29 protein-coding genes are annotated in these 24,444 nt (G+C 62.3%); 17 read left to right on the plus strand and 12 right to left on the minus strand.

Annotated elements, in window-relative coordinates:
• Nucleotides 1-11 precede the first annotated feature (11 nt).
• Nucleotides 12-965 (minus strand): site-specific tyrosine recombinase XerD, encoded by a 954-nt coding sequence (gene xerD / locus EFB14_RS18565; protein ID WP_126827833.1) that lies wholly within the window; start codon nucleotides 963-965, stop codon nucleotides 12-14.
• A 4-nt stretch (nucleotides 966-969) separates the two neighbouring features.
• Nucleotides 970-1,164, minus strand: coding sequence for a hypothetical protein (locus EFB14_RS18570; RefSeq protein ID WP_125849505.1), 195 nt, complete (start codon nucleotides 1,162-1,164; stop codon nucleotides 970-972).
• Between the two features lie 132 nt (nucleotides 1,165-1,296).
• Between EFB14_RS18570 and EFB14_RS18575 the strand changes: the two genes are divergently transcribed.
• From EFB14_RS18575 to EFB14_RS18585, 3 genes are read left to right on the plus strand one after another with little or no spacing between them, the layout of a single operon-like run.
• A complete protein-coding gene (locus EFB14_RS18575) occupies nucleotides 1,297-1,887 on the plus strand; it encodes a shikimate kinase (RefSeq protein ID WP_126827835.1) in 591 nt (196 codons plus the stop codon).
• Nucleotides 1,884-3,014, plus strand: a complete 1,131-nt coding sequence (gene aroB, locus EFB14_RS18580; RefSeq protein WP_126827837.1) for a 3-dehydroquinate synthase — start codon at nucleotides 1,884-1,886, stop codon at nucleotides 3,012-3,014. The genes EFB14_RS18575 and aroB overlap by 4 nt, the downstream gene beginning before the upstream one ends.
• Nucleotides 3,011-4,324, plus strand: coding sequence for an HlyC/CorC family transporter (locus tag EFB14_RS18585; protein ID WP_126827839.1), 1,314 nt, complete (start codon nucleotides 3,011-3,013; stop codon nucleotides 4,322-4,324). Before aroB ends, EFB14_RS18585 begins: the two co-directional genes overlap by 4 nt.
• A 45-nt stretch (nucleotides 4,325-4,369) precedes the next feature.
• Here EFB14_RS18585 and EFB14_RS18590 read toward each other — a convergent pair whose 3' ends face one another.
• Nucleotides 4,370-4,654: a BolA family protein gene (locus EFB14_RS18590; RefSeq protein ID WP_183604871.1), complete on the minus strand. Its 285-nt coding sequence runs from the start codon at nucleotides 4,652-4,654 to the stop codon at nucleotides 4,370-4,372.
• Nucleotides 4,655-4,756: 102 nt separating this feature from the next.
• On the opposite strand from EFB14_RS18590, the gene EFB14_RS18595 reads away from it, so the two are divergent.
• From EFB14_RS18595 to EFB14_RS18615, 5 genes are all read left to right on the plus strand, one after another.
• Nucleotides 4,757-5,377, plus strand: coding sequence for a J domain-containing protein (locus EFB14_RS18595; protein WP_125849497.1), 621 nt, complete (start codon nucleotides 4,757-4,759; stop codon nucleotides 5,375-5,377).
• Nucleotides 5,378-5,685: 308 nt separating this feature from the next.
• On the plus strand, nucleotides 5,686-6,678 hold the full coding sequence (gene cobS / locus EFB14_RS18600) for a cobaltochelatase subunit CobS (RefSeq protein ID WP_126827841.1): 993 nt from the start codon (nucleotides 5,686-5,688) through the stop codon (nucleotides 6,676-6,678).
• A gap of 12 nt (nucleotides 6,679-6,690) precedes the next feature.
• Complete coding sequence (gene cobT, locus EFB14_RS18605; RefSeq protein ID WP_126827843.1) at nucleotides 6,691-8,592, plus strand: cobaltochelatase subunit CobT; 1,902 nt, start codon at nucleotides 6,691-6,693, stop codon at nucleotides 8,590-8,592.
• Between the two features lie 24 nt (nucleotides 8,593-8,616).
• Nucleotides 8,617-9,615, plus strand: a complete 999-nt coding sequence (locus tag EFB14_RS18610) for an esterase-like activity of phytase family protein (RefSeq protein ID WP_126827845.1) — start codon at nucleotides 8,617-8,619, stop codon at nucleotides 9,613-9,615.
• Nucleotides 9,616-9,705: 90 nt separating this feature from the next.
• A complete protein-coding gene (locus EFB14_RS18615) occupies nucleotides 9,706-10,272 on the plus strand; it encodes an ATP-binding protein (RefSeq protein WP_126827847.1) in 567 nt (188 codons plus the stop codon).
• 17 nt (nucleotides 10,273-10,289) lie between these two features.
• Here EFB14_RS18615 and EFB14_RS18620 read toward each other — a convergent pair whose 3' ends face one another.
• The gene (locus tag EFB14_RS18620) at nucleotides 10,290-10,925 is read right to left on the minus strand and encodes a VUT family protein (RefSeq protein WP_125849486.1); all 636 of its coding nucleotides are present in this window, start codon (nucleotides 10,923-10,925) and stop codon (nucleotides 10,290-10,292) included.
• Nucleotides 10,926-11,037: 112 nt separating this feature from the next.
• Entirely contained in the window at nucleotides 11,038-11,337 is a 300-nt protein-coding gene (gene rpmB / locus EFB14_RS18625) for a 50S ribosomal protein L28 (protein WP_004679586.1), read from the minus strand.
• Nucleotides 11,338-11,578: 241 nt separating this feature from the next.
• Between rpmB and EFB14_RS18630 the strand changes: the two genes are divergently transcribed.
• Both EFB14_RS18630 and yddG read left to right on the plus strand, forming a co-directional pair.
• A complete protein-coding gene (locus EFB14_RS18630) occupies nucleotides 11,579-12,358 on the plus strand; it encodes a DUF3108 domain-containing protein (RefSeq protein WP_126827849.1) in 780 nt (259 codons plus the stop codon).
• 33 nt (nucleotides 12,359-12,391) lie between these two features.
• Nucleotides 12,392-13,282, plus strand: a complete 891-nt coding sequence (yddG, locus tag EFB14_RS18635; protein ID WP_126827851.1) for an aromatic amino acid exporter YddG — start codon at nucleotides 12,392-12,394, stop codon at nucleotides 13,280-13,282.
• Nucleotides 13,283-13,286: 4 nt separating this feature from the next.
• Here yddG and EFB14_RS18640 read toward each other — a convergent pair whose 3' ends face one another.
• Both EFB14_RS18640 and gloB read right to left on the minus strand, forming a co-directional pair.
• Complete coding sequence (locus EFB14_RS18640) at nucleotides 13,287-13,709, minus strand: cupin domain-containing protein (RefSeq protein ID WP_126827853.1); 423 nt, start codon at nucleotides 13,707-13,709, stop codon at nucleotides 13,287-13,289.
• Nucleotides 13,709-14,479, minus strand: coding sequence for a hydroxyacylglutathione hydrolase (gloB, locus tag EFB14_RS18645; RefSeq protein ID WP_126827855.1), 771 nt, complete (start codon nucleotides 14,477-14,479; stop codon nucleotides 13,709-13,711). Before gloB ends, EFB14_RS18640 begins: the two co-directional genes overlap by 1 nt.
• A 53-nt stretch (nucleotides 14,480-14,532) precedes the next feature.
• Between gloB and EFB14_RS18650 the strand changes: the two genes are divergently transcribed.
• The 3 genes from EFB14_RS18650 to EFB14_RS18660 all read left to right on the plus strand — a co-directional run bounded on the left by EFB14_RS18650 (nucleotide 14,533) and on the right by EFB14_RS18660 (nucleotide 17,422).
• A complete protein-coding gene (locus EFB14_RS18650; RefSeq protein ID WP_126827857.1) occupies nucleotides 14,533-15,309 on the plus strand; it encodes a class I SAM-dependent methyltransferase in 777 nt (258 codons plus the stop codon).
• A 92-nt stretch (nucleotides 15,310-15,401) separates the two neighbouring features.
• Nucleotides 15,402-16,499, plus strand: a complete 1,098-nt coding sequence (gene hisC, locus EFB14_RS18655; protein ID WP_183604870.1) for a histidinol-phosphate transaminase — start codon at nucleotides 15,402-15,404, stop codon at nucleotides 16,497-16,499.
• Nucleotides 16,496-17,422 carry a prephenate/arogenate dehydrogenase family protein gene (locus EFB14_RS18660; RefSeq protein ID WP_126827861.1) on the plus strand — a complete coding sequence of 309 codons (927 nt, stop codon included), beginning with the start codon at nucleotides 16,496-16,498 and terminating at the stop codon, nucleotides 17,420-17,422. The genes hisC and EFB14_RS18660 overlap by 4 nt, the downstream gene beginning before the upstream one ends.
• Before the next feature lie 27 nt (nucleotides 17,423-17,449).
• Here the strand turns inward: EFB14_RS18660 and EFB14_RS18665 are convergent, their stop codons facing one another.
• Nucleotides 17,450-18,466 (minus strand): DUF2125 domain-containing protein, encoded by a 1,017-nt coding sequence (locus EFB14_RS18665; RefSeq protein WP_126827863.1) that lies wholly within the window; start codon nucleotides 18,464-18,466, stop codon nucleotides 17,450-17,452.
• A gap of 50 nt (nucleotides 18,467-18,516) precedes the next feature.
• On the opposite strand from EFB14_RS18665, the gene EFB14_RS18670 reads away from it, so the two are divergent.
• Nucleotides 18,517-19,047 carry a gamma-glutamylcyclotransferase gene (locus EFB14_RS18670; RefSeq protein WP_126827865.1) on the plus strand — a complete coding sequence of 177 codons (531 nt, stop codon included), beginning with the start codon at nucleotides 18,517-18,519 and terminating at the stop codon, nucleotides 19,045-19,047.
• A gap of 17 nt (nucleotides 19,048-19,064) precedes the next feature.
• On the opposite strand, the gene EFB14_RS18675 is transcribed toward EFB14_RS18670, so the two are convergent.
• The 4 genes from EFB14_RS18675 to ftsE form a co-directional block, all read right to left on the minus strand.
• Complete coding sequence (locus tag EFB14_RS18675; protein ID WP_126827867.1) at nucleotides 19,065-19,862, minus strand: lysophospholipid acyltransferase family protein; 798 nt, start codon at nucleotides 19,860-19,862, stop codon at nucleotides 19,065-19,067.
• Between the two features lie 88 nt (nucleotides 19,863-19,950).
• Nucleotides 19,951-20,667, minus strand: coding sequence for a YdcF family protein (locus EFB14_RS18680; RefSeq protein ID WP_183604869.1), 717 nt, complete (start codon nucleotides 20,665-20,667; stop codon nucleotides 19,951-19,953).
• 68 nt (nucleotides 20,668-20,735) lie between these two features.
• Nucleotides 20,736-21,749, minus strand: a complete 1,014-nt coding sequence (locus EFB14_RS18685; protein ID WP_126827869.1) for a cell division protein FtsX — start codon at nucleotides 21,747-21,749, stop codon at nucleotides 20,736-20,738.
• Complete coding sequence (ftsE, locus tag EFB14_RS18690; protein WP_126827871.1) at nucleotides 21,742-22,401, minus strand: cell division ATP-binding protein FtsE; 660 nt, start codon at nucleotides 22,399-22,401, stop codon at nucleotides 21,742-21,744. The genes EFB14_RS18685 and ftsE overlap by 8 nt, the downstream gene beginning before the upstream one ends.
• A gap of 206 nt (nucleotides 22,402-22,607) precedes the next feature.
• Between ftsE and EFB14_RS18695 the strand changes: the two genes are divergently transcribed.
• The 3 genes from EFB14_RS18695 (at nucleotide 22,608) to EFB14_RS18705 (ending at nucleotide 24,419) form a co-directional block, all read left to right on the plus strand.
• Nucleotides 22,608-23,258 carry a hypothetical protein gene (locus tag EFB14_RS18695; RefSeq protein ID WP_126827874.1) on the plus strand — a complete coding sequence of 217 codons (651 nt, stop codon included), beginning with the start codon at nucleotides 22,608-22,610 and terminating at the stop codon, nucleotides 23,256-23,258.
• A 132-nt stretch (nucleotides 23,259-23,390) separates the two neighbouring features.
• Complete coding sequence (gene hpt, locus EFB14_RS18700; protein ID WP_126827876.1) at nucleotides 23,391-23,933, plus strand: hypoxanthine phosphoribosyltransferase; 543 nt, start codon at nucleotides 23,391-23,393, stop codon at nucleotides 23,931-23,933.
• A gap of 126 nt (nucleotides 23,934-24,059) precedes the next feature.
• Nucleotides 24,060-24,419, plus strand: a complete 360-nt coding sequence (locus EFB14_RS18705; protein ID WP_003543311.1) for a response regulator — start codon at nucleotides 24,060-24,062, stop codon at nucleotides 24,417-24,419.
• Nucleotides 24,420-24,444 lie beyond the last annotated feature (25 nt).

The following is a 24,444-nucleotide window of genomic DNA, read 5'->3' on the forward strand; positions in this document are numbered from 1 at the left end:
TGTCGCCGGTCCTATTCGTGCTTTTTCGCCTGTTTGGCAAGGGGGTGATGCGTCTGGACAAGCTGCTGCAGCCTCTCTTCGAGGACATGGGTGTAGATCTGCGTGGTCGAAATGTCCGAATGGCCGAGGAGTTCCTGCACGACGCGCAGATCCGCGCCATTGGCAAGCAGGTGGCTCGCAAAGGCGTGGCGCATGACGTGCGGCGAAATTAGCGACGGCGTCAGCCCGGCGCGGATCGCCAGGTTCTTCAGGTCGCGGGCGAAAACTTGGCGCGGCAGGTAGCCTTCCCTGGAGGCGGCGGGAAACAGCCAAGGGCTTTCCTGCGGCTCCTTGGCGGCAGCATTTTCCGCCGCCAGTAGGCGCCCGTAGGATTTGAGCGCTGTTATCGCCGAATGCGAGAGCGGCACCAGCCGCTCCTTGTTGCCCTTGCCGCGGATCATCAGGAAGCGGCCTTCCTGGTCGAGCACGCGGGCGGGAAGCGAAACGAGCTCGCTGACGCGCATACCGGTGGCATAGAGCAGTTCCAGAAGCGCCAGCATGCGCAGGCGCTGCAACTGGCCGGGCGCCGGATCGTCGGCCTCGGCCTGCGCCTGGGAAAGCAGCTGGCTCACCTGCTCGACGCCCATCGTCTTCGGCAGGGGGCGTCCCTTCTTCGGCGCGTCGAGGATACCCGTGGGGTCGTCGGTGCGAATGCCTTCGGCGTAGAGGAACTTGTAGAACTGGCGCATGGCCGCAAGCCGGCGCGCCTGCGAGGAGGGCTTGAAGCCCTGGCCGGCGAGCGAGGAGAGATAGGCGGCAAGATCGGCGGAGGCGGCTTCGATGAGCCGTATGCCGCGGCCGTTCAGGAAGGAGAGGACGTCTTCGAGGTCGCGCTCGTAGGATTGCAGCGTGTTGGCGGCAGCACCCCGTTCGGCGCTCATCATTTCCAGGAAGGATTCCACATGGACGCGGCCGAGATCCCTCATGTCCTTACTTCCTGGTCGCGTCGATCGTGCCCGTCGCAGGCGGGTTGACCCGCTCGGACGGAATGCGGATCGTTACGTCGCGCTGCTGCGGCTCCACGAAGGTCACAAGCGCCCACATCGCTCCGTAGACCGTCCCGGCGAGGATCGCGCAGAAGAACAGGAAACGGAACAGGGTCGGCATATCCGGCAACTCCTTCATGCTCTGCTTCTGTTATAAGAAGCATATTCGCAAGTGCAAGAAGCGGTATTCAAGCCACGATTCCCTTGTCCGCGACTTGACGCTCCACCTGCATTTGTCGATACGGTTTGCAAACAAAGTGTGAATGGACCGATGAGTGACCCACTGCTGACCGTTGCTGACAGCCTGAAAGACAGAGCTCGCGCCGCGCTCGGTTCACGCAATCTGATCCTCGTCGGCCTGATGGGTGCTGGAAAATCCTCCGTCGGGCGCATCCTCGCCAGCCAGCTCGGCATTCCCTTCATCGACAGCGATCACGAAATCGAGCGCGTTTCGCGCATGACGATCGCCGAACTTTTTGCAGCCTATGGCGAAGAAGAATTCCGGGCGCTGGAAACGCGGGTCATGAAGCGGCTCCTGAAAAACGGGCCGCGCGTGGTCTCCACCGGCGGCGGCGCCTTCGTCAACGAACGGACGCGCAGGCATATCAAGAAGGGCGGCCTTTCCGTCTGGCTGAAGGCGGATCTCGATGTGCTCTGGGAGCGGGTTAACAAGCGTGACACGCGGCCGCTGCTCAAGACCGAAAATCCGAAGCAGACGCTCGAAAACCTGATGAACGCGCGTTATCCGATCTATGCGCAGGCTGATGTCACAGTGCTCTCGCGCGACGTGCGCAAGGAAGTCATGGCCGACGAGGTGCTGAAGGCCGTGGTCGAAGCTCAAAAAGAAAGTGCAGCGTCATGAATGCGATAACCTCCACCCCTGCCGTCCAGACGGTGCATGTGCCGCTCGGCGAGCGCGCCTATGATATCCTGATCGGGCCGGGGCTGATCGCACGGGCCGGCGCCGAGATTTCTTCCCGCCTCAAGGGCCGCAAGGCGGCCGTTGTCACCGACGAGCATGTGGCGCCGCTCTATCTCGAAGCGCTCGTGGCAAGCCTCGATGCGGCGGGTATCGTCGCGGCCAAGGTCGTCCTGCCGGCCGGCGAGAAGACGAAGAGCTTCGAACATCTGATCACGGTCTGCGACAAGGTGCTCGAGGCCCGTGTCGAACGCAACGACTGCGTCATCGCGCTCGGCGGCGGCGTCATCGGCGACCTCTCGGGATTTGCGGCCGGCATCGTGCGCCGCGGCGTGCGCTTCGTGCAGGTGCCGACTTCGCTGCTGGCGCAGGTCGATTCCTCCGTCGGCGGCAAGACCGGCATCAATTCCCGCCACGGCAAAAATCTGATCGGCGTTTTCCATCAGCCGGATCTGGTTCTGGCCGATACGGATGTGCTGAACACGCTGAGCGAGCGTGAATTCCGCGCCGGTTACGCCGAGGTCGCAAAATACGGGCTGATCGACAAGCCTGACTTTTTCGCCTGGCTGGAAGCCAACTGGAAGGCGGTTTTTGCAGGCGGCTCAGCGCGCATCGAGGCGATTGCCACCAGTTGCCAGGCCAAGGCCGACGTCGTCGTCGCCGACGAGCGGGAAAACGGGCAGCGGGCGCTGCTCAATCTCGGCCACACTTTCGGCCATGCGCTGGAAGCGGCAACGGGTTATGACAGCCGTCGCCTCGTGCATGGCGAGGGCGTTTCGATCGGCATGGTGCTGGCCCATGAATTCTCCGCGCGGATGAACCTTGCAAGCCCCGACGATGCGCGCCGTGTCGAGCGACACCTGAAGGAGGTTGGCCTGCCGACCCGCATGTCCGAGATTCCTGGCGAACTGCCGCCGGCTGAAACGCTGATGGACGCGATTGCCCAGGACAAGAAGGTCAAGAGCGGCAAGCTCACCTTCATCCTGACACGCGGCATCGGCCAGTCCTTCGTCGCCGACGACGTTCCCGCCTCCGAAGTGATCAGCTTTCTCAGGGAAAAACACCCTTGACCGCGGTCGAAGGCGCTCTTGCATTTCTCGTGGCGTATTGGCCGGAAATCCTTTCGATTGCGGCGCTCGTGCTCATGTCCGCCTTCTTTTCCGGCTCGGAGACTGCGCTGACGGCCGTTTCGCGCAGCCGCATCCATACGCTGGAGGCAAACGGCGACGAGCGCGCCGGCCTCGTTAGGCAACTGATCGAGCGGCGCGACCGGCTGATCGGCGCGCTGCTCATCGGCAACAATCTCGCCAACATCCTGTCCTCCTCGATTGCCACCAGCCTTTTTCTCGGACTGTTCGGCAATTCCGGCGTGGCGCTGGCGACGCTGGCGATGACCGTCATCCTGGTCATCTTTGCGGAGGTGCTGCCGAAGAGCTGGGCGATTTCGACGCCTGACCGCTTCGCGCTTGCCGTGGCATTTCCAGCCAAGCTCTTTGTTGCCGTCGTCGGCCCGGTTTCCTCCTTCGTCAACGCCATCGTGCGGTGGATTCTTTCGCTGTTCGGCATCAATCTCTCGCGAGAGGTCTCGATGTTGACGGCGCATGAGGAACTGCGCGGCGCCGTCGATCTCCTGCACCGTGAGGGATCGGTCGTAAAGGCCGACCGGGATCGCCTTGGCGGCGTGCTCGACCTCAGCGAGCTCGAACTCTCCGACATCATGGTCCATCGCACCGCGATGCGGGCGATCAATGCCGACGATTCGCCGGAAGCGGTGGTGCGCGCCATTCTTGAAAGCCCTTATACGCGCATGCCGCTATGGCGCGGCACGATCGACAACATCATCGGCGTCGTTCACGCCAAGGATCTCTTGCGGGCACTTGCCGAGCCCAACATGGAGCCGCAAAACCTCGATATCGTGAAGATCGCGCAGAAGCCGTGGTTCGTGCCTGACAGCACCAACCTCGAAGACCAGCTTAACGCTTTCTTGCGCCGCAAGCAGCATTTCGCCGTCGTCGTCGACGAATATGGCGAGGTGCAGGGCATCGTCACGCTGGAGGATATTCTCGAGGAAATCGTCGGCGACATTTCCGACGAACACGATATCGAGATGCAGGGCGTGCGCCAGGAGGCGGACGGTTCCGTGGTCGTCGACGGCGGCGTGCCGATCCGCGACCTGAACCGCGCGCTCGACTGGAACCTGCCGGACGAGGAGGCAACGACGATCGCCGGCCTGGTCATTCACGAATCCATGACCATCCCGGAAGAGCGCCAGGCTTTCACGTTCCACGGCAAGCGTTTCATCGTCATGAAGCGGGAGAAGAACCGCATCACCAAGCTGCGCATCCGTCCCGCGCAGGAAGAGGACACGAAACCCGGCTGATCCCGCTTGGATTGCCGGCGGCTGATATCCATATAGGCTGTGCCGCTACCAGCGGGTCGGTTCACCGGGTGCTGCCGGTTCGACGGCGAGCGCGTGCAATCCGGCATCGAGTTCCGGTTTCAACAGGTCGGTGATCGCCCGGTGGCGCGCCAGCCGCGACATGCCGGCGAATTGTGCCGAAACGATCCTCACCCGCATGTGGGTTTCGCCGGTGCCTGTGATGCCGGGCTGATGGCCGGCATGCAGATGGCTCTCGTCGATGACGCTCACGCGTTCGGGCGCGAAGGCTTCGACAAGTTTTTCTTCGATGCGGGTTCGCAGGGTCATCATCCGGTCTTGCTGCTTCGCGAAAAGGGTTCCCACCAAGCCAGCAACATTCCCATTTGTCAATTCTTGTTGTCGCCTCGCGGCAGCCCCATAATTAGCGCCGTCATGAGACTTGATTCCAAATATTTCGACCGCATCCGAACACGTCGCAAACGCGAGCAGGAGGCAGAGCAGGCGCCGCCTACCTGTCAGTGGGACGGCTGCGACAAAAAGGGCTCGCACCGCGCTCCCGTGGGACGCAATGCGGAAGGCCAGTTCTTTTTGTTCTGCTTCGAGCACGTCAAGGAATACAACAAGGGCTACAATTATTTCTCCGGCCTCTCGGACGGCGAGATCGCGCGCTATCAGAAAGAGGCGATCACCGGCCACCGGCCGACATGGACCGTCGGCGTCAACAAGGCGGCGAAAGACAGCCCGTTGCATTCGGAGGTCCGCTCCGGCGCCTACACCCGCGTTCGCGATCCATTCGGCTTCGTCAAGGAAGGCGGCGGTAAGGGCAGCGGGCCGCGTTTTCCCCAGGCGCGCAAGTTGAAATCGCTGGAAAGCAAAGCTTTCGACACGATGGGCCTTCACGCCAACGCGACGTCGGCTGAAATCAAGAGCCGCTACAAGGAACTGGTCAAGAAGCACCATCCGGATGCCAATGGCGGCGATCGTGGCTCGGAGGAGCGTTTCCGCGCCGTCATCCAGGCCTATCAATTGTTGAAGCAGAACGGTTTTTGTTAATTCCCGTCCTTGCTCTTGGGCTTCAATCGGGTATGGTCCAAATCGGCTGAGGCCGCAGGCAAACGCGGCATATATTTGCGCGTTTTCCTGACATCGCCTCCGCCGACCTTCCGGACGCGGCGTTTCTTGTCCGGGACTCTTTCAAGAATGCTCGCAAGCGGTCATTATCCCGCCGAGGTTTCGTTTCAGTCCCGGAGAAGTATCGCCGACGTTCCGACCTGGACGGGCGCGGACAAAATCGCGGCGTCACGGTTGCGACATGGCCTGAGACAGTATGGCCGGGTGGCTTCACCCGCCTTGGAGACATGATGAGCAAGATCGACCTCGATATATCAGAACTGCCCGACACCACCGTTTCGGTCCGCGAGACCTTCGGTATCGATTCCGACATCCGCGTTCCCGCCTACAGCAAGGGCGACGCCTATGTGCCTGATCTCGACCCCGATTACCTGTTCGACCGTGACACGACGCTCGCCATTCTCGCAGGCTTCGCGCATAACCGCCGCGTGATGATCTCCGGCTATCACGGCACGGGCAAGTCCTCGCATATCGAGCAGGTGGCGGCGCGGCTCAACTGGCCCTGCGTGCGCATCAACCTCGACAGCCATGTCAGCCGTATCGATCTCGTCGGCAAGGATGCGATCGTCGTCAAGGACGGGCTGCAGGTGACCGAATTCAAGGACGGCATTCTGCCCTGGGCCTATCAGCACAATGTCGCGCTCGTCTTCGACGAATACGATGCCGGCCGCCCCGACGTGATGTTCGTCATCCAGCGCGTGCTGGAATCCTCCGGTCGCCTGACCTTGCTCGATCAGAGCCGCGTCATTCGGCCGCATCCGGCTTTCCGCCTGTTTGCAACCGCCAATACGATCGGCCTCGGCGACACGACCGGCCTCTATCACGGCACGCAGCAGATCAACCAGGCGCAGATGGACCGCTGGTCGATCGTGACGACGCTGAACTACCTGCCGCATGATCACGAAGTGAATATCGTCGCCGCCAAGGTGAAGAGCTTCGGCAAGGACAAGAACGGCCGCGAGACCGTATCGAAGATGGTTCGCGTTGCCGACCTGACGCGCGCTGCCTTCATGAACGGCGATCTCTCCACCGTCATGAGCCCGCGCACGGTCATCACTTGGGCTGAAAACGCCGAGATCTTCGGTGATCTCGCCTTCGCCTTCCGCGTCACCTTCCTCAACAAGTGCGACGAACTGGAACGTCCGCTGGTTGCCGAGCACTATCAGCGCGCCTTCGGCGTCGAGCTGAAGGAAAGTGCCGCCAACATCGTTCTCGGAGCCTGAGACCGACCGATCATGGCAGCTCGCGGTGACAATTCGAAAGTAAAGCCCGGCGCTCCTGTCGACGTCGAGCCATTGCGCCGGGCGATATCAGGTTGCGTGCGCTCGATCGCCGGCGACGCCGATATCGAAGTGACCTTCGCCAATGAACGGCCGGGTATGACCGGCGAGCGCATTCGGCTGCCGGAGCTTTCCAAGCGGCCGACGGCGCACGAGCTGGCGGTGACCCGCGGGCTCGGCGATTCCATGGCGCTGCGTCTTGCCTGCCATGACGAGAAGCTGCATGCGACGATGGCGCCGCAGGGCTCGGACGCCCGGGTGATCTTCGATGCCGTCGAGCAGGCGCGCGTCGAGTCGATCGGTGCGCTGCGCATGGAGGGCATGGCTGCGAATCTGCGCTCCATGACGGAGGAGAAATATTCCAAGGCCAATTTCACCGGCATAGAGCGTCAGGAAGACGCGCCGATCGGTGAAGCAGTCGCGATGATGGTGCGCGAGAAGCTGACCGGTCACCGCCCGCCGGCCTCTGCTGGCAAGGTGCTCGATCTCTGGCGCGGCTTCATTGAGGACAAGGCGGGGTCGGAACTCGACAACCTCTCGAACGCGATCAACGACCAGCAGGCCTTCGCCAAGGTGATCCGCAACATGCTATCGGCCATGGAAATGGCCGAGGAATATGGTGACGACGACAGCAAGGCCGATGATAACGACCAGTCGGACCAGGAAGACCAGCCGAGCGGCGACGAGCAGGACCAGGACGAAGTCGACGAGGATGCCGGCACCGATGCCGCGCCTGTCGAGGACAGCGAGGTCGCCGACGAGCAGATGGAGGACGGCGAGACCGAAGGCGCCGAAATCTCCGACGACGATATGATGGAAGAGGGCGAGGACGATTCGGAAACACCAGGCGAGACCCGCCGCCCGAACACGCCTTTCGCCGATTTCAACGAGAAGGTCGATTATCACGTCTTTACCGAAGAGTTCGACGAGATCATCACCGCCGAGGAACTCTGCGATGCCACCGAGCTGGAGCGCCTGCGCGCCTTCCTCGACAAGCAGCTGGCGCATCTGCAAGGCGCGGTCGGGCGGCTCGCCAACCGGCTGCAGCGCCGCCTGATGGCGCAACAGAATCGCGCCTGGGATTTTGATCTGGAAGAGGGCTATCTCGATTCGGCCCGGCTGCAGCGCATCATCATCGATCCGATGCAGGCGCTCTCCTTCAAGATGGAGCGCGACACGCAGTTCCGCGACACTGTTGTCACGCTGCTCATCGACAATTCCGGCTCGATGCGCGGCCGGCCGATCACGGTTGCCGCCACCTGCGCCGACATTCTCGCCCGCACGCTGGAGCGCTGCGGCGTCAAGGTCGAAATCCTCGGCTTCACGACGAAGGCCTGGAAGGGCGGGCAGGCGCGCGAAAGCTGGCTTGCCGGTGGCAAGCCGCAGACGCCGGGCCGCCTCAACGACCTGCGCCACATCATCTACAAATCCGCCGATGCGCCGTGGCGCCGGGCACGCTCCAATCTCGGGCTGATGATGCGCGAGGGCCTGCTCAAGGAAAATATCGATGGCGAGGCGCTAATCTGGGCACACAATCGCCTGCTCGCACGCCGCGAGCAGCGCCGTATCCTGATGATGATCTCGGACGGCGCGCCGGTCGACGATTCGACGCTGTCGGTCAATCCGGGCAATTATCTGGAGCGGCACCTTCGCGCCGTCATCGAGCAGATCGAGACGCGCTCGCCGGTGGAACTGCTGGCGATCGGCATCGGTCATGACGTGACGCGCTACTATCGCCGCGCCGTGACGATCGTCGATGCGGACGAGCTTGCCGGCGCGATGACGGAGCAGCTTGCCTCGCTCTTCGAGGATCAATCCGCCCAGCCGCGCGGCGGCCGGCTACGCCGTGCCGGCTGACGCCGTTCCAGGGAACCGCCCGGCATGACGCTCAAGCGCCTTTGCCGCGCGACGGCGACCGCCCTCTGCATTGCAGCCGGCGCTTCGCCGGCATGGGCGGGCGCCGAGGTGCCGGTCATTAGCCGGCAAATTTCGGATTTCAGGATCGGCTCGTCGGAGACGAAATTCGGCTCGCTGGAATTTCTCGGTGGGCTGGAAATGGTTTCCAGTAGGGCGCTGTTCGGCTCGCTCTCCTCCATTCGCTTCCGGGCGGACCAAAAGCATTTCGTCGTCGTACTTGACACTGGCCAGTGGTTGACCGGCAGCATCGAACGCGATGCCAAGGGCAGGCTTTCGGGTCTTTCGGATGTCGAGATCACGCCGATGAAGAACCGCTCGGGCCGCAGCTTCGAGGGCAAGGGGCATATGGATGCCGAGGGCCTGGCGTTGGATGGTGATCGGGTGCTGGTCTCCTTCGAGCAGGATCATCGTGTCGATGTCTATCCCGATCCCGGTTTTGCCGAGTCGGGTGCGATCGCCTCTCTGCCGATCCTCATTCCGCGCAAGATGCTGAGCGACAATCGCGGCATCGAGACCATTACCGTGGCGCCCGCATCCAGCCAGTTGCAAGGGGGCGTGGTCGTCGTCTCCGAGCGCGGTCTCGACAGCGAGGGCAATCGGATGGCGGCCATTCTCAGCGGGCCGCTGAAAGGGCGTTTCTCGGTCGAGCGCGATGGTGCCTTCGATGTCACTGACGGCGCCTTCCTGCCGGGTGGCGACCTGCTGCTGCTGGAGCGCCGCTTCAACATGGCCGAAGGCATCGGCATGCGCCTTCGGCGTATCAAGGGCGCCGACATTCGACCGGGCGCCGTCGTTGACGGCGAACTTCTGCTTGAAGGCAATTTCAACTCGCAGATCGACAACATGGAAGGCCTCGACGCCTTCCAGGCGGCCGACGGCACGACCCATATCATTCTGGTGTCGGACGACAATCATTCGATCCTGCAGCGCAATCTGATGCTGGAATTCCGCCTCTCCGATTAGGCTTCAGACGGCTGTCATATGCCTTGGCTATCGGAATGAGCCGCAATCGGCCGATCTGCGGCATCAGGAAGCAACATTCGGAGGGAAGTCATGGTGCATGTCCATGTCATGGGCGCGTCCGGTTCCGGCACGACATCGCTCGGCCGTGCGCTCGCCGAAAAGCTCGATATCGCCCATCTCGACACCGACGACTTTTTCTGGCTGCCGACCGATCCGCCGTTCACGAGGCCGAGGGATGCCGACGAGCGCATCCGGCTGCTGCTCGACGAGGCGGCGCGCCATGACGGCTGGGTCCTTTCCGGCTCGGCGCTGAAATGGGGGAGGCCGATCGAACCGCTCTATGATCTGATCGTGTTTCTCAGGATCGAGCCGGAGCTTAGAATGGCGCGGATCCGTGCGCGGGAGGTCGCCCGATACGGAAACAGGATCGGTCCTGGTGGCGATATGGAAGTCAAAAGCGGGGAATTCATGGAATGGGCGGCCAGCTACGACACGGCCGGTCCCGAACGCCGCAGTCTTGCTGCGCACGAGCAATGGCTGGAAACGCAGACAGCGCCGGTGTTACGGCTTGATTCATCGAGGGAGATCGATGGTCTTGTCGCAGAAGTTCTCCTGCATCCGGCCATCGCCGCCGGTGCGGTCCGGCGGCGGCGTTAATTCAAGGCGCGCTGGCTTCAGCCGGCGCGCGCCGGCTGCATCGGCCGCAGCACGTTCATCAGCGCGCCATAGGGCAGCAGCATGACGAGGCCGACGATCATTTTCACTGCGAAATCGCCGAGCGCCCAGGAAATCCAGCGCGGGGCTTCGGCGGCCAACACGCCGAGGATCGGAGCCGATTCGAGCGCGAAAGGCTCGTTCGGGCCGAGGAAGACGAAAAATGCGGCAAAGGAAAGCGAGAAGAACATCACCGTATCGAGCGCTGAGCCGATCAGCGAGCCGACGAGCGGCGCGCGCCACCAGGCCTGGCGGCGAAGGCGGTTGAAGACGGCGATATCGAGCAGCTGTCCGGCGAGGTAGGCCGAGCCGGAGGCGATCGCTATGCGCGGCACCGAGGTGAAGAAGGAGAGGCTAACGCCGACGACGAAACCGGCAAAGACGACCTTGCGGGCGGCCTGTGGACCGAACTGGCGGTTGGTCAGATCGGTGATCAGGAAGGCGACCGGATAGGAGAAGGCGCCCCAGGTCAGGATATCGGCAAGGTTGATGCCGGCGACTTCGGCGTTCAGCGGAAACTGGACGAGGAAGTTGGACGCGACGACGACGAGCGTCATCAGGGCGACATAGGCAAGGGTATAGCGTGTCTTCAGCATTTTTTTATCCTGGGTGATGCCACCAGTTGAAGAGACAGGCCGGCAAAGCAAAAGGCTTGTCCGGTATTATCCGTTCAAGCCTTTTGAAGCCGTATGAAAGAAGGGCAGAAGCTTACGCTGCAACAGCGGCTTCGGCGGTCTTCTTGACGATCTGACGGCGCAGCAGGCGCGCGCGCATCGACAGCTCGTTTTCGCTGGCCTTCAGCAGGAAGGCATCGAGACCGCCACGGTGCTCGACGGAGCGAAGAGCGGCAGCCGAAACGCGAAGACGGTAACGCTGGTTGAGAGCGTCTGAGATCAGCGTGACCTGGCACAGGTTCGGCAGGAACCGGCGCTTGGTCTTGTTGTTGGCATGGCTGACATTGTTACCAGTCAGGACGGCCTTGCCGGTCAATTCGCACACGCGGGACATGGAACACCTATTCTTGTTTTTCTCGGGCCATCGAATTGCCATTCCCGGCAAAACCAGGCGCGCAATCCAACAGGCATGATTGGAAAGTTGCGGTTCTATAGTCAGACAGGCCGCGCCCGTCAAGCCAAACCTTGGCCTTTCCCGCAATTCTGTCAAAAAGCTGCTGTTTTCTTCCCTTCACGGCGGGAGTATAGAGCGCTCAGCAAGGGCTGCCTGCGCCCGGCAAAACAAGGCTTCACTCATGGCTCATTCGGGCAGACGGATTTTCATTTCGGCCATCACAGCGCTTCTTGCCATACCGGCATCGGCGGCCGAAATCCAGCATCGGACGGAATATCGGGTGGCACTCGCCGGCCTGCCGATCGCGCGTGCCGCGTTCCTGACGCAGATCGAGGACGATCACAGCTACAAGATCGCCGGCGACATCAATTCCGCCGGCCTTGCCGATCTCGTCACGACAATCCAGGCAAAGACCAGCGTTACAGGCGTCGTGCGGAATGACAGGCTGCAGGCGCTGAAATATTCGCTTTATTACAAGAGCGGCAAGAAGGCCCGCGTCTACGAGGTCAGCTACCGCAACGGCGACATTATCTCGGCAACGACGACACCGCCGCCGAAGCGCCCGAAGAACTGGATCGACGTCACGCCGCGCGACATGCGCTCGGTGCTCGATCCGATTTCCGGCCTGGTCTTCACTGGGGATACCAAGGTCTGCTCGCAGACGCTGCCGATCTTTGACGGCGAGACGCGCATGGATCTGGTGCTTTCGCCGAAGGGCGACGAGGATTTTTCGACCGACGGCTTCAAGGGCAAGGCGGTGGTCTGCAGCGTGCGCTTCGTGCCGCGGTCCGGCTACAAGAAGGGCCGCAAGGACATCGACTATCTCAGCAAGAGCAACCGTATGGAAATCTGGTTTGCCAAGTCGGACGCGGCAAATGTATATGCTCCTGTCTATGTGCGTATTCCGACCGAATATGGAATGGTGACGATCACTGCCGTCAAATACGGCAGTGTCGGCTGACGGAGCTTTCGCCTCCGTGAATTGGGGGGACAGATGAAGCTTCGCGCGACGGCGATCGGTTTTACGGCCATTCTGATGTGGTCGTTCCTGGCACTCCTGACGGCCGCTTCCGGCAAGGTGCCGCCATTCCAGCTTTCGGCCATCTGCTTTGCGATCGGCAGCATTCCGGGCCTCGCCGTGCTTGTCCTCAACCCTGCGCGGCTGGCACTGCTGAAGCAGCCTGCCCGGGTTTGGGTCACTGGCATTGCCGGTCTCTTCGGCTATCACTTCCTCTATTTCACCGCGCTTCGCAACGCGCCGGCGGTGGAGGCCGGGCTGATCTCCTATCTCTGGCCGCTGCTGATCGTGGTCGGCTCGGCGCTGCTGCCGGGAGAGCGGCTGCGCTGGTATCACGTGACCGGCGCGCTTGCCGGACTTTGCGGCACCTTCCTGATCGTCGGCCGCAACGGCATCGATTTCGACGGAGCCTATGCGATCGGTTATGGCGCCGCCTTCCTCTGTGCCTTCACATGGTCGGGCTATTCGCTGGTGACGCGGCGTTTCGACGCCGTCTCCACTGATGTCGTCACCGGCTTCTGCCTTGCGACCTCCATCCTGTCCTTCTTCAGCCATCTCGGCCTGGAGGCGACCGTCTGGCCGGAAACCAGCTTCGAATGGGGCGCTGTCATCGGGCTCGGCCTCTTTCCTGTCGGGGCGGCCTTCTATGCCTGGGATTACGGCGTCAAGAACGGCGATATCCAGATCCTCGGCGCGGCAAGTTATGCCGCGCCGCTGCTTTCGACGCTGATCCTGACGCTGTGCGGGTTTGCCGAGCCGAGCTGGCGAATTGCCCTTGCCTGCCTGTTCGTTACCGGCGGAGCGGTGCTGGCCGCCCAGGAAATGTTCCGCCGCAAAATTCCGGCGCAGTCTGCGGCAGCAGAGTAGGCCTTCAGCCGCCGGGCTTCCAATCCGGCGGGGCCATCTCGAAGCTCGAAAATTCGAAGCCGGGCGAAACGGTGCAGCCGACCAGGGTGAAATCCCCGAGGGTTTCTGCCGATTGCCACCAATTGGCGGGAATGACCGCCTGCGGCCGCTCGCCGGCAGCAAGGTTCGTTCCGAGCGTCAGGGTCTCACTCGCTCTTCCGTCTTCCGAACGGTGCAGCGCCAGCGGCGCGCCGGCGTAATGATGCCAGACCTCGGCCGCGTCATGGACGCGGTGCCAGTGCGAGCGTTGCCCCCTGGTCAGGAGATAATAGATCGCCGTCGAGTGGCCGCGTTCTCCGCCTGCCGTGTCGCGGAAGGTCTGGATGTACCAGCCGCCTTCCGGATGCGGCTGCATGCCGAGTTCGCGGATGATCTCCTCCGGCGACATCAGAAATTGTCCTTGCGCTTGCGGATCTCGGCAAAGACCTCCTCGTTCGTCTTGCCTTCCATGACCAGATTGCGGCGGATCACCGGATCGGCGGCGCGTAGGAACGGATTGGTTTCCTTTTCCAAGCCCAGTGTCGTCGGAATGGTGAATTTGCCTTCGGCGCGCAGGGCTTCGATCTCGGCGGCGCGGCTCTTCAGGCGCTCATTGTCGGGATCGACCGTCAGCGCGAAACGGGCGTTGGACAGCGTATATTCGTGGCCGAAATAGACGGCCGTCTCATCCGGCAGCACGGCGAGCTTCTGTAGCGAATGCCACATATCGGCGGCGGGGCGCTCGAACAGGCGGCCGCAGCCGAGCGCAAACAGGGTGTCGGCGGCAAAGAGCAGCTTGTCGTCGACGAAGTGATAGCAGATGTGGCCGGCGGTGTGGCCTGGTGTTTCGATGACGTTGACCGTGTGATCGCCGAACAGGAAGCTGTCGCCGCCGGCCATCGCCCGGTCAAGGCCGGGAATGGCGACCGCCTCGTTGATCGGACCGATGATTTCGCAGCCGAACCGCTCCTTCAGCGCCAGATTGGCGGCGACATGATCGGTGTGGTGATGGGTGGTGAAGATATGGGTGATCTTCCAGCCGCGGCGCGTCGCCGCTTCCAGAATCGGCGCTTCCTCCGGCGCGTCGATTGCCGCGGTAAAGCCTGTCTCCACGTCGTGCACCAGAACGCCGAAATTGTCGGTGCGGCAGAGAAAAACGTCTAATTCCAAAGGTTTCATCTTCAAATAATCCCTTGTCCCACGACTCTCGCGGGAATGTAGAGAGTCCGGCCTTGAAGTCCAACCGCCCACTGATAACATTTATCGCAATGCACGCCGATATTGTCGACCTACGTCAGTTCTATCACTCCGAGCTCGGGCGCCTTGCCGAGCAGTCGATCGCTATGGCGCTGTCGTCGCTCTGGGTGCGGCTGCCGCAGGAGCGTCTGGTCGGCCTCGGCTATGCCGTGCCTTTCCTCGACCGCTTCCAGGCCGATACCGAGCGGACCTTCGCCTTCATGCCGGCCGGGCAGGGCGCGGTGAACTGGCCGATGGGCTCGCTTTCGTCAACGACGCTGGTGTTCGATGAGGAACTGCCGCTGCCGGACTCCTCGATCGACCGGGTGCTGATGGTGCATTCACTGGAATTTGCCGAGAGCCCGCGCGAGACGCTCAAGGAACTCTGGCGGGTGCTGGCGCCAGGCGGACGGCTTGTTATCGTCGTGCCGAACCGGCGTGGGGTCTGGGCACGCATGGAGCATACGCCGTTCGGCTCCGGCCGGCCCTATTCGCGTGGCCAGCTGACGCATCTGCTGCGCGAGACGAATTTCACGCCGGGGGCGACGGCCGAGGCGCTGTTCTTCCCGCCTTCCAAGCTGAGAGCCATCCTGCGTCTTCGCCGCGCCTTCGAGCGGATCGGCCGGACGCTGTGGCCCGCATTCTCGGGCGTCATCATCGTCGAGGCGCAGAAGCGGCTCTATCAGGGGCTGCCGGTCGCCGCGCGCGCCTCCCGCCGTGTCTTCGTGCCGGTTCTCGCACCCCACGGCGTGCCGACGACGCGCAGCCGGTGAGCGCGGTCCCGGCTCTCGACAAGAACCGCATTCCGCTTTAATGGCACTTGGTCATTTTCCGGAAAATCCAAGGTCGACCCATGAGCGTTGAGATGAGCAAGCCCGTTCCGCGTCCCGGTATTCTCGATATCGCAGCCTATGTGCCGGGCAAGGAACATGCGCCGGGCGTTGCCCGCGTCTACAAGCTTTCGTCCAACGAAACGCCGCTCGGCGCGAGCCCGAAAGCGGTCGAAGCCTTCAAGGCGGCTGCCGACAATCTCGGGCGTTATCCCGACGGGCAGGCGATCGAACTGCGCGAGGCGATCGCCGCCGTGCACGGCCTCAATCCGGCAAACATCCTCTGCGGCAATGGTTCCGACGAACTGCTCGGCCTGCTTTGCCATGTCTATCTCGGCGCCGGCGACGAGGGCATCATCACCGAGCACGGTTTCCTCGTCTACAAGATCCAGATCCTGGGCGCGGGCGCGACCCCCGTCGTCGTTAGGGAAAAGAACCACACCGTCGATGTCGACGCGATTCTTGCCGCGGTGACCGAAAAGACAAAGATCGTCTTCATCGCCAATCCCGGCAATCCCACTGGCACCTATGTCCCCGTCAGCGAAATCCGCCGCCTGCAGGCCGGGCTGCCGAAACATGTCGTGCTTGTGCTCGATGCGGCCTACGCCGAATATGTGCGCCGCAACGATTACGAAGCCGGGATCGAGGTCGTGTCCTCCAACGCCAATGTGGTGATGACCCGCACCTTTTCGAAGGCCTACGGTCTTGCGGCGCTGCGTGTCGGCTGGATGTACGCGCCCGTCGACATTGTCGATGCGGTGAACCGCGTGCGCGCGCCGTTCAACCTGAATGCGGCGGCGATCGCCGCCGGCGCCGCGGCGATCCGCGACCAGGCCTTCGTCCAGCAGGCCGTCTCTTTCAACCAGATGTGGGTGGAGACGCTGACAGAGGCCCTCGAAGCGATCGGGCTGAAAGTGACGCCCTCCGTCGCCAATTTCGTCCTCATCCATTTCCCCGATATCGACGGCAAGCGAGCACCGGATGCCGACAAGTTCCTGATGAGCCGCGGTTACATCCTGCGCGCCATGCGCGGCTACGGTTTCGCCAACGCGCTGCGCTTGAGCGTCGGCCCTGAAGAGGCCAATCGCGGCGTCATCGCCGCGCTCGGCGAATTCATGGGGCGTCGGGCATGAGCGTGCAGTTCGATCGCATCGCGCTGATCGGCATCGGCCTGATCGGCTCTTCGCTGGCCTACGACATTCGGCGGCTCGGTCTTGCGAAAGAGATCGTCGTCGCGACACGCAGCGCCGATACGCTGAAGCGGGCCGAAGAGCTCGGCCTCGGTGACCGCTACACGACGTCTTCGGCGGAGGCGGCCAGGGATGCCGATCTTATCATCGTTTCTGTGCCGGTCGGTGCATCGGAAGGCGTTGCCAGGGAGATCGCGGGAAGCCTGAAGCCGGGGGCTATTGTCACCGATGTCGGCTCCACCAAGGCCTCGGTGATCGCGCAGATGCAGCCGCATATGCCTGACAATGTGCATTTCATCCCCGGCCATCCGCTGGCCGGCACGGAAAAATCCGGCCCGGATGCCGGCTTTCCCGGTCTCTTCGAAGGCCGCTGGTGTATCTTCACGCCGGTTGCGGGCACTGACGAAACGGCGCTGAAGCGGCTGCGCGGCTTCTGGGAGGCGCTCGGCTCGAAGGTCGACGAGATGGATGCCGAGCATCATGACAAGGTGCTCGCGATCGTCTCGCACCTGCCCCATATCATCGCCTATAACATCGTCGGCACCGCCGACGATCTGGAAACGGTGACGGAGTCCGAGGTCATCAAATATTCGGCCTCCGGCTTTCGCGATTTCACCCGTCTCGCCGCTTCCGACCCGACGATGTGGCGCGACGTCTGCCTGCACAACCGCGATGCGATCCTCGAAATGCTGGCGCGCTTCTCCGAAGATCTCGCCTATCTGCAGCGGGCGATCCGCTGGGGCGAAGGCGATAAGATTTTCGAACTCTTCACCCGCACCCGCGCCATCCGCCGCTCGATCGTTCAGGCCGGCCAGGATGTCGACGCCCCCGATTTCGGCCGCCCTCACGCGCTTGAGAAGAAGTAGCCGCCAAAGCCTGAGAGGCGGGACCGGTTAGATCGGCGGAATCCGGCCGAGTGGGATAAAGCCGCTAACGGTGGCGTGGCCGCGATCGACGACGAGATCGACCGACACCTTGTTGCCGCCTCCGGCGAGCGACTTCAACAGCTTCGTCGCCGTGTTGACGGTCGAGGCGATATTCGGAAAGGCCTGTTTCAGGCTGTCGCCCCAGGGGCCGAGCTGTTCGATCTCCAGCTTGAATTTTCCGGAGAGAAAACCCTGCTCGTCGAAGGAGAAGGGACCTGTCAGCGTCATCACCTTGCCGTCGCCGATATCGGCGACGACGCGGCGCAACTCGCCGGCGGCGCCGTTGAGGCCGTTCCGGTCGCTGCCGTCGATCAAGCCGGCCTTGCCGGCGAGGGTGAGATCGATGCTGGCGGAGAGTTTCGGGAAGATTTGCGGCCAGTCCTTGATCGCCGTATTGGCATCCTGCACGGAGATCGCGCCGTCGAGATCTGCTCCATTCTGGCGGAGATGAATTTCGGTGTGGGCGGCATCGAAGCTGATGGTCTGTCCGGTGAAGGAGGAGACCGCCGTGGCTTTCAGGCCCTCGATGACGGTCGAGCTGCGGTCGATGCCTTGCAGCCTGGTCGCGAGGCTCGATTGCAGGTTCGCCCATTGGGCCGAGATCGAGAGACCGTTGCTGGTGCGGATTTCCGCCGGCGAATCGAGCTCCCAGACGATATGGCCGGGGGCATAGACCTGCGCCGCCGAGCGTAGCGCACCGAAGGTGGCCGAGACGCCGTTGACATTGTCGTCGACATCGATCTTGGAGCAGAACAACCCGATGCGGAAGGGATAGCCGCGGAATTCGATATCGGAGCATTCACCGCTGACGCCGGCCTGATCGCGCGGGGCGATTGCTTTCAGTACCGTGGTCTTCAATGCGGAGGCCGCATAGAACCAGCCGCCGGTGTAGAGCGCGATTACCAGGAGGATGCCGCCACCCAGCAACCAGAATTTCTTGCCGCTGCTGGATTCGCCGCTGCCGGATCGGCTTGACGCTGCCATGATGTTCTCCAATGGTGAGTCGCAAATGTGATTCCGGTCTGGCGTGCGATATGGACGAATTTTGGGTATTTGGCTACGGCTCACTGATGTGGAATCCGGGCTTCGAGTTCTTGGAGCGGGCAGAAGCTCGGGTGCATGGCTACAGGCGTTCGCTCTGCGTTCGCTCCTTCGTCCACCGCGGCACCCGCGACAATCCCGGCCTCGTTCTCGGCCTCGACAGGGGCGGGGCCTGCCGCGGCATGGCGTTCCGCATTTCGCCGGAAAAATGGGATGAGGTGATCGACTATCTCCGCGCCCGCGAGCTTGTCACCAACGTCTACCTGGAGCGCCGGGTGCGGCTGCAATTTGCCGGCGGCCGCAAGGTCGAAGCGGTCTCCTACATCGTCGATCGCGATCATGAGCAATATGCAGGAAGCCTCGATGCGGTTGAGGCGGCACAGGTGGTGAACGTCGCCAAGGGCCAGTCCGGCCCGAACGATGCCTATGTCTTCAACACGCTCGCGCATCTGAGGCAGATGGGCATTCGCGACCATTGGCTGGAGCAGGTCGCCGGCGAAGTGGAGCGGCTGCGGGCTGCCTGACCGGGAAGGCGCTAATTTCAGGCCGTCGCGGCCTTCAGCCTGCGCAGCTCCCTCAGCCTTTCGACCGCTGTCGGCGGCAATGGCAGATGCGGATTGCGCTCGACCGTATCGATGAGCAGCTCGTCGCTTGCCCGCTCCGTCACCTCGATCAGATGGGCGAAGAAGGCGTCCGGATCCATTCCCGGCATGATCGGCGGCAGGATCTTCACCTTGAAATGACCGGGATAGCGCCGGAAACTCCGCCGCGGCCAGAAAAGACCGGGATGCATGGCGACCGGCACGACGGGAATGCCGAGATCGCGGTACATGCGGGCAATGCCGAATTTATAGACCGGCTCGGCGCCCGGCGGGCGGCGGGTGCCCTCGGGATAGATGATGAGCTGGCGGCCGGTCGAAAGCTCTTCCTTCGTGCGTTTCAGCACTTCCACCATCACCTTGCCGCGGGCGCCGCGGTCGACCGGAATCATGCGCTGCTTCTTCGCGTACCAGCCGAAGAGCGGAATCCACATCAGCTCGCGCTTCAGGATGTAGACCGGGTCCTTGAGCCTGGGCAGCAGCGCATAGGTATCCCAGAAGGATTGGTGCTTCGGCGCCAGGATGTAGCTACCATCAGGCAAGTTTTCCAGACCTTCGATCTCGAAGGTCGTGCCGACGATGATGCGCATCAGCCAGTGGTTGGAGCGTGCCCAGTTCTTCGGGATCGCATAGGCCGTCAGGCGCGGCACCACGAAATAATAGGGCGAGAGCACGATCATCCGTGTGATGAGATTGGCATAGAAGATCGTGTTGAAGAGAATGGAACGCAGGGCGATCATGAAACTTTCCCGAGGCATGCTCACGCGACCGGCCTACACGATATTGCCCGCCAGAAAAAGCGTTTGATGACGCCCTGGTGCAAAAGCCTCAGTCCGAGGCGGAAACGCTTGCCGAGCGCAGCCCGGTGTGGCGCCCGAAGCCGGTGACGTTGCGGGCGCCGGCCAGCAGCACCTTCACATATTCGGCGAGCATGACGCGCATCGCGTTCGGGTCGGTGAACCAGTTTCGGGTCTTCAAATCGGAATTGACCACCGGATAGGGGATGAACTCGATGTCGGGATCGACGTAGGAGAGTTCGGCGAGGCTCCGCGGCATATGATAGTTGTTAGTGACGACGATGACGCTCCTGTATCCGTTGGCATGGATCCAGTTGGAGGTCTCTTCGGCGTTGCCGATCGTGTCTATGGCGTCGTGGCCGATATCGACGCAGCAGGAAAAGAGATCGGCCGAACCCTGCGTCATCTTGCGGATCTGCCTCGGCGTTGTCGTCGGGTGGACACCGGAGATCAGGAGCCGCTTGCCGGCGCCCTTCTGCAGCAGCTCCACGGCCTGGTCGATGCGCTGGTAGCCGCCGGTCAGCACCACGATCGCATCCGCCTTCGGTTCGGCCGGGGGCTTCAGCGTCGTCACGGAATCGGCGAAACGCAGGAAGCCGCCGAACACCAGGGCAATCGCCAGCACGCAGGCAAAGCCGCCCCAGCGCAGCAGGCGGCGGACCGGTCCACGCCGCGGCGGCAGACCCGCCGGGCGATGAAGCTCCGGGTCCTGCCGAGTCGAATTGTGTGTCGTATGGCCCATGGTCATGAATCGTGATTATACGCTGATTGCGGCGCGGAACAGACGCTTTTCATGACAATGCGGCATGGTTGCGATCAACTTGCGATGCCGTCGGTGCGCGTCGGATCCGACCGCAGCGTATCGATTTCGTAGATCGTCCGCATGACAGTCAGCCGCGCTGTGAAGGTTGTCAGCAGTGCGATGACGATCATCGTCGCGAAGATGCCGGCATAACCGAGCACGCCGACGGAAAAGGTGCCGAAGAGCGCGGTCGCCTGGTCCGTTTCCGGGGTTGCGAGGGTGCGGCTCTGCCAGAAGCCGGCCGTGGCGAAGAAAAGTGCGGCAAGCGCGCTGCCGATCGCCGATCCCTTGAGGCTGATTTTCAGGAAATGTTTTTGGAATTCGGTGGCGACGAAGGAGCTCTCGGCGCCGACGAAATGCAGCACTTCGACGACGTGCCGGTTGCCCGACAGCGCGCCGCGCGTGGCGAAAACGACGGTGAGCACCATTGCCGTGAAGACCAGGAGCAGGATGCCGGTGCCGATCATGACAGTCGTGTGCGCCATGGACACCAGCCGATCGACCCAGGTGCGGTGATCGTCGAGGCTCGCCTGCGGGATGCTGTCCTTGAGGAGCGACCGCATCGCGTCGAAATCCGGCGGATTGCTTTCGTCGATGGTGACGACGATGAGGCGGGGAACGGGCAGGTCCTTGAGATCGAGGCCGGGGCCGAGCCAGGGTTCGAGCAGGCGGGCGGTCGCAGCCTCGTCGACGATCTGGCCGCTCTTGGTGCCGACGAAGGTCATGGCCAGGTCGCGCGCCTGCGTCAGCGCCTTTTCCATGTCGAGATTGTCGTCCGGCTTGATCTGGATGGTGATCTCGCGGGAGATCTGGCTCTCCCAGCTTGCTGCCGTCGAGCGCACCATGCTGACGCCGCCGAGCGTCAGGCAGGCGAGAAAGGCCATGATCGCGATGACCACCATCAGGGCATTGCCCTGGATGTTGGAGGGCGGCAGGATCGGCGCGGTCGGACGCACGCGCATTTCGGGCCGCTTCTGCTCCGCCTTGTCAGGCGCCTTCTCCCGGCTTCTGGATGGGGGCTCAGTCATAGATATCGAGATGCCCCCCCGAAAGGATCATGCGGCGGGCTTCCACTTGCTCCATCAGCGCCAGGTCGTGCGTCGCGATTACGACGGCGGTGCCGAGCCGGTTCAGCTCGAGGAAGAGATTGAGCAGGCGCCTCGCCATCGGCGGGTCGACATTGCCCGTCGGCTCGTCGGCCAGCAGCACTTCAGGCCGGTCCATCAGAGCCCGGGCAATCGCGGCGCGCTGTTTCTCACCGCCTGAAAGCACGGGCGGCAGCACGTTGATGCGCTCGCCGAGGCCGACCCATTTCAAAAGCTCCAGGACATCGGTCTTGTAGGAACTCTCATCCTTGCCGCGTACCCGCAGCGGCAGGGCGACATTCTCATAGGTGGTCAAATGGTCGAGGAGACGGAAATCCTGGAAAACGATGCCGACGCGGCGGCGCAGCAGCGGCAGTTCGGGGCGGGGAATTTCGGAAATATCGCGCCCGAACATGCGGATCAGGCCGCGCGTCGGCTGCAGCGACATGAAGAGCAGCCGCAGCAGCGAGGTCTTGCCGGCGCCCGAGGGGCCTGTCAGGAACTGAAAGGATTTCTTCGGAATGTCGAAGGTCAGGTCTCGGAGGATTTCCGGGCCCATGCCATAGCGCAAACCGACATTCTCGAAGTGGATCAACGGGCAGCTCAGTCTGTTGTGGGTTTCACCGCGTGACTTGTTAACCAACACCGTTAACAGCCGGTAAATTTTGCCGGAAAGACGCCCGTTTGATGGCAATCTTTGCGAAGCATTAACCATTAAAATTTACGACTGAGCGGGATTCGTTTCAATGCCAAGATTTCCCTTGGCATCGAAACCATGTGGACATCTGCGAGGCAGCCACCATGGAAGCATCCTCCTTCAGCCGCCGGACGCCGGGCCAGGCCTATGATTTCCTGCCGCCGGAACCCGCACGCCACCAATACCGCAGGGCGCGGCCTGCCGATATTTCCGACGCCGAATTCGTGACGGTCGGCAAAGTCCGGCCGCAGGAATTCAATGCCAGAACCCACAACGACAATCGCAGGCGCATGGCCGCCGCAAGCGTCGCGCAGCCGCCGTTCATGCAGGCGGCGTCTTCCGCCCTGCGGACGGCGGAATCCTGGCTGCAGCGCGCCTCTCTGCGCAGTTTTGCGGCGCTGGTGCTGGCGCTCGCCGTACTCGTCTTCGGGCTTGCCGGCGGTTTTTCCGGTCTTTCCGGCGAGCGGGCCTCTTCGGGAGCGCCGCTGCACTTCACCCATGTGACGGTGACGCCGCGCGATGCGAACGGCATGCGCGTGCTTGTCATCAATGGCATCGTCGAAAACGAGAGCGGCACGACGCAGACGGTGCATCCGATCCGCGCCGATTTCGTGACCGATGAACGGCTCACCGCAAGCATCGTCATCGATCCGCCTGTCGATGTCATCTACAGCGGCCAGAGCCGGGGCTTTTCGGCGCGTGTCCAGCATGCTGGTGGTAAGATGCCGGAGGTTCGGCTTTCCTTCCTGCCGTAGAGCTTTGAGATGTAAAATGGTCGACTTCCCGCCAGAGGTAGCGCCAATCGCGTTAATTTCATGGTCGGCGAGGCTGTTTCAGATCCGCATTTGTGCTAACGGCTTACCCTTCTTTTCATGGAGCAAGCCCTTATGCCTGTCGTGCGCGGAAAAAACATCGAGCCGCTCTTCACCGCCGAGCAGATCGCCGAGCGCAATCATTCGATGGCGCGGGAGATCGCCAGCGGCCCGACCAAGGACCTGCTCGTCATTGCCGTGCTCAAGGGGTCGTTCATTTTCGCCGCCGACCTGATTCGTGCCCTGCATGACAGCGGCCTTGCCCCGGAGGTCGAATTCATCACGCTGTCGAGCTATGGCAGCGGCACGGTTTCGCAGGGCGTGCGCATCGTCAAGGATATCGACAGCGACGTGCACGGCCGCGATGTGCTGCTGATCGACGATATTCTCGAATCCGGCCGCACATTGCTCTTTGCCAAGGAGCTGCTTTTCGAGCGTGGCGCGCGCAATGTCACGATCGCCGTGCTGCTCGACAAGCGCGTCAAGCGCAAGGAAAAGCTGGAGGCCGACTATGTCGGCTTCGAATGCCCTGACTACTTCGTCGTCGGCTACGGTATGGATGTTGCCTATGCCTTTCGCGAATTGCCTTTCGTCGGCGTCGTTACCGGGGATGCCTGAGCATCATCCGGTTTGGTGATCAAGACGGGTTGTTAACCATTCCGCTCATCGCTTCGTCATCTTTACCGATCGAAAAGGAAAGTCTGGTGATTTCCGTCGCGGGGCTGAAGACGGAGCAATGCACATATGGCAAGAATTCTGATTACGGAAGACGAGGACTCCCTGCGGTCTTTCGTAGCCCGGGCCTTGCGGCTCGACGGTCATGAGACCGATGAGGCGGCCGACGGCGCCGAGGGGCTGGAGAAGCTGAAGGACGGGGTCTACGATCTGCTGCTTTCGGATATCCGCATGCCCGTGATGGACGGTATCGAACTCGCCCATCAAGCAAAAGACGCCTTTCCAGGCCTGAAGATCCTGCTGATGACCGGCTATGCCGAGCAGCGCGAACGGGCTGACGACCTTGCCGAAAAGATCATCGACGTCGTTGCCAAGCCATTCGCGCTTCCCGATATCCGCAAGGCAGTTGCCCGGGCGCTCGTCGCTTAGCGAGCGCTCCTGATCATTGCACGGC

It is taken from the genome of Rhizobium fabae, assembly GCF_003985135.1.
Lineage (GTDB): Bacteria > Pseudomonadota > Alphaproteobacteria > Rhizobiales > Rhizobiaceae > Rhizobium > Rhizobium pisi.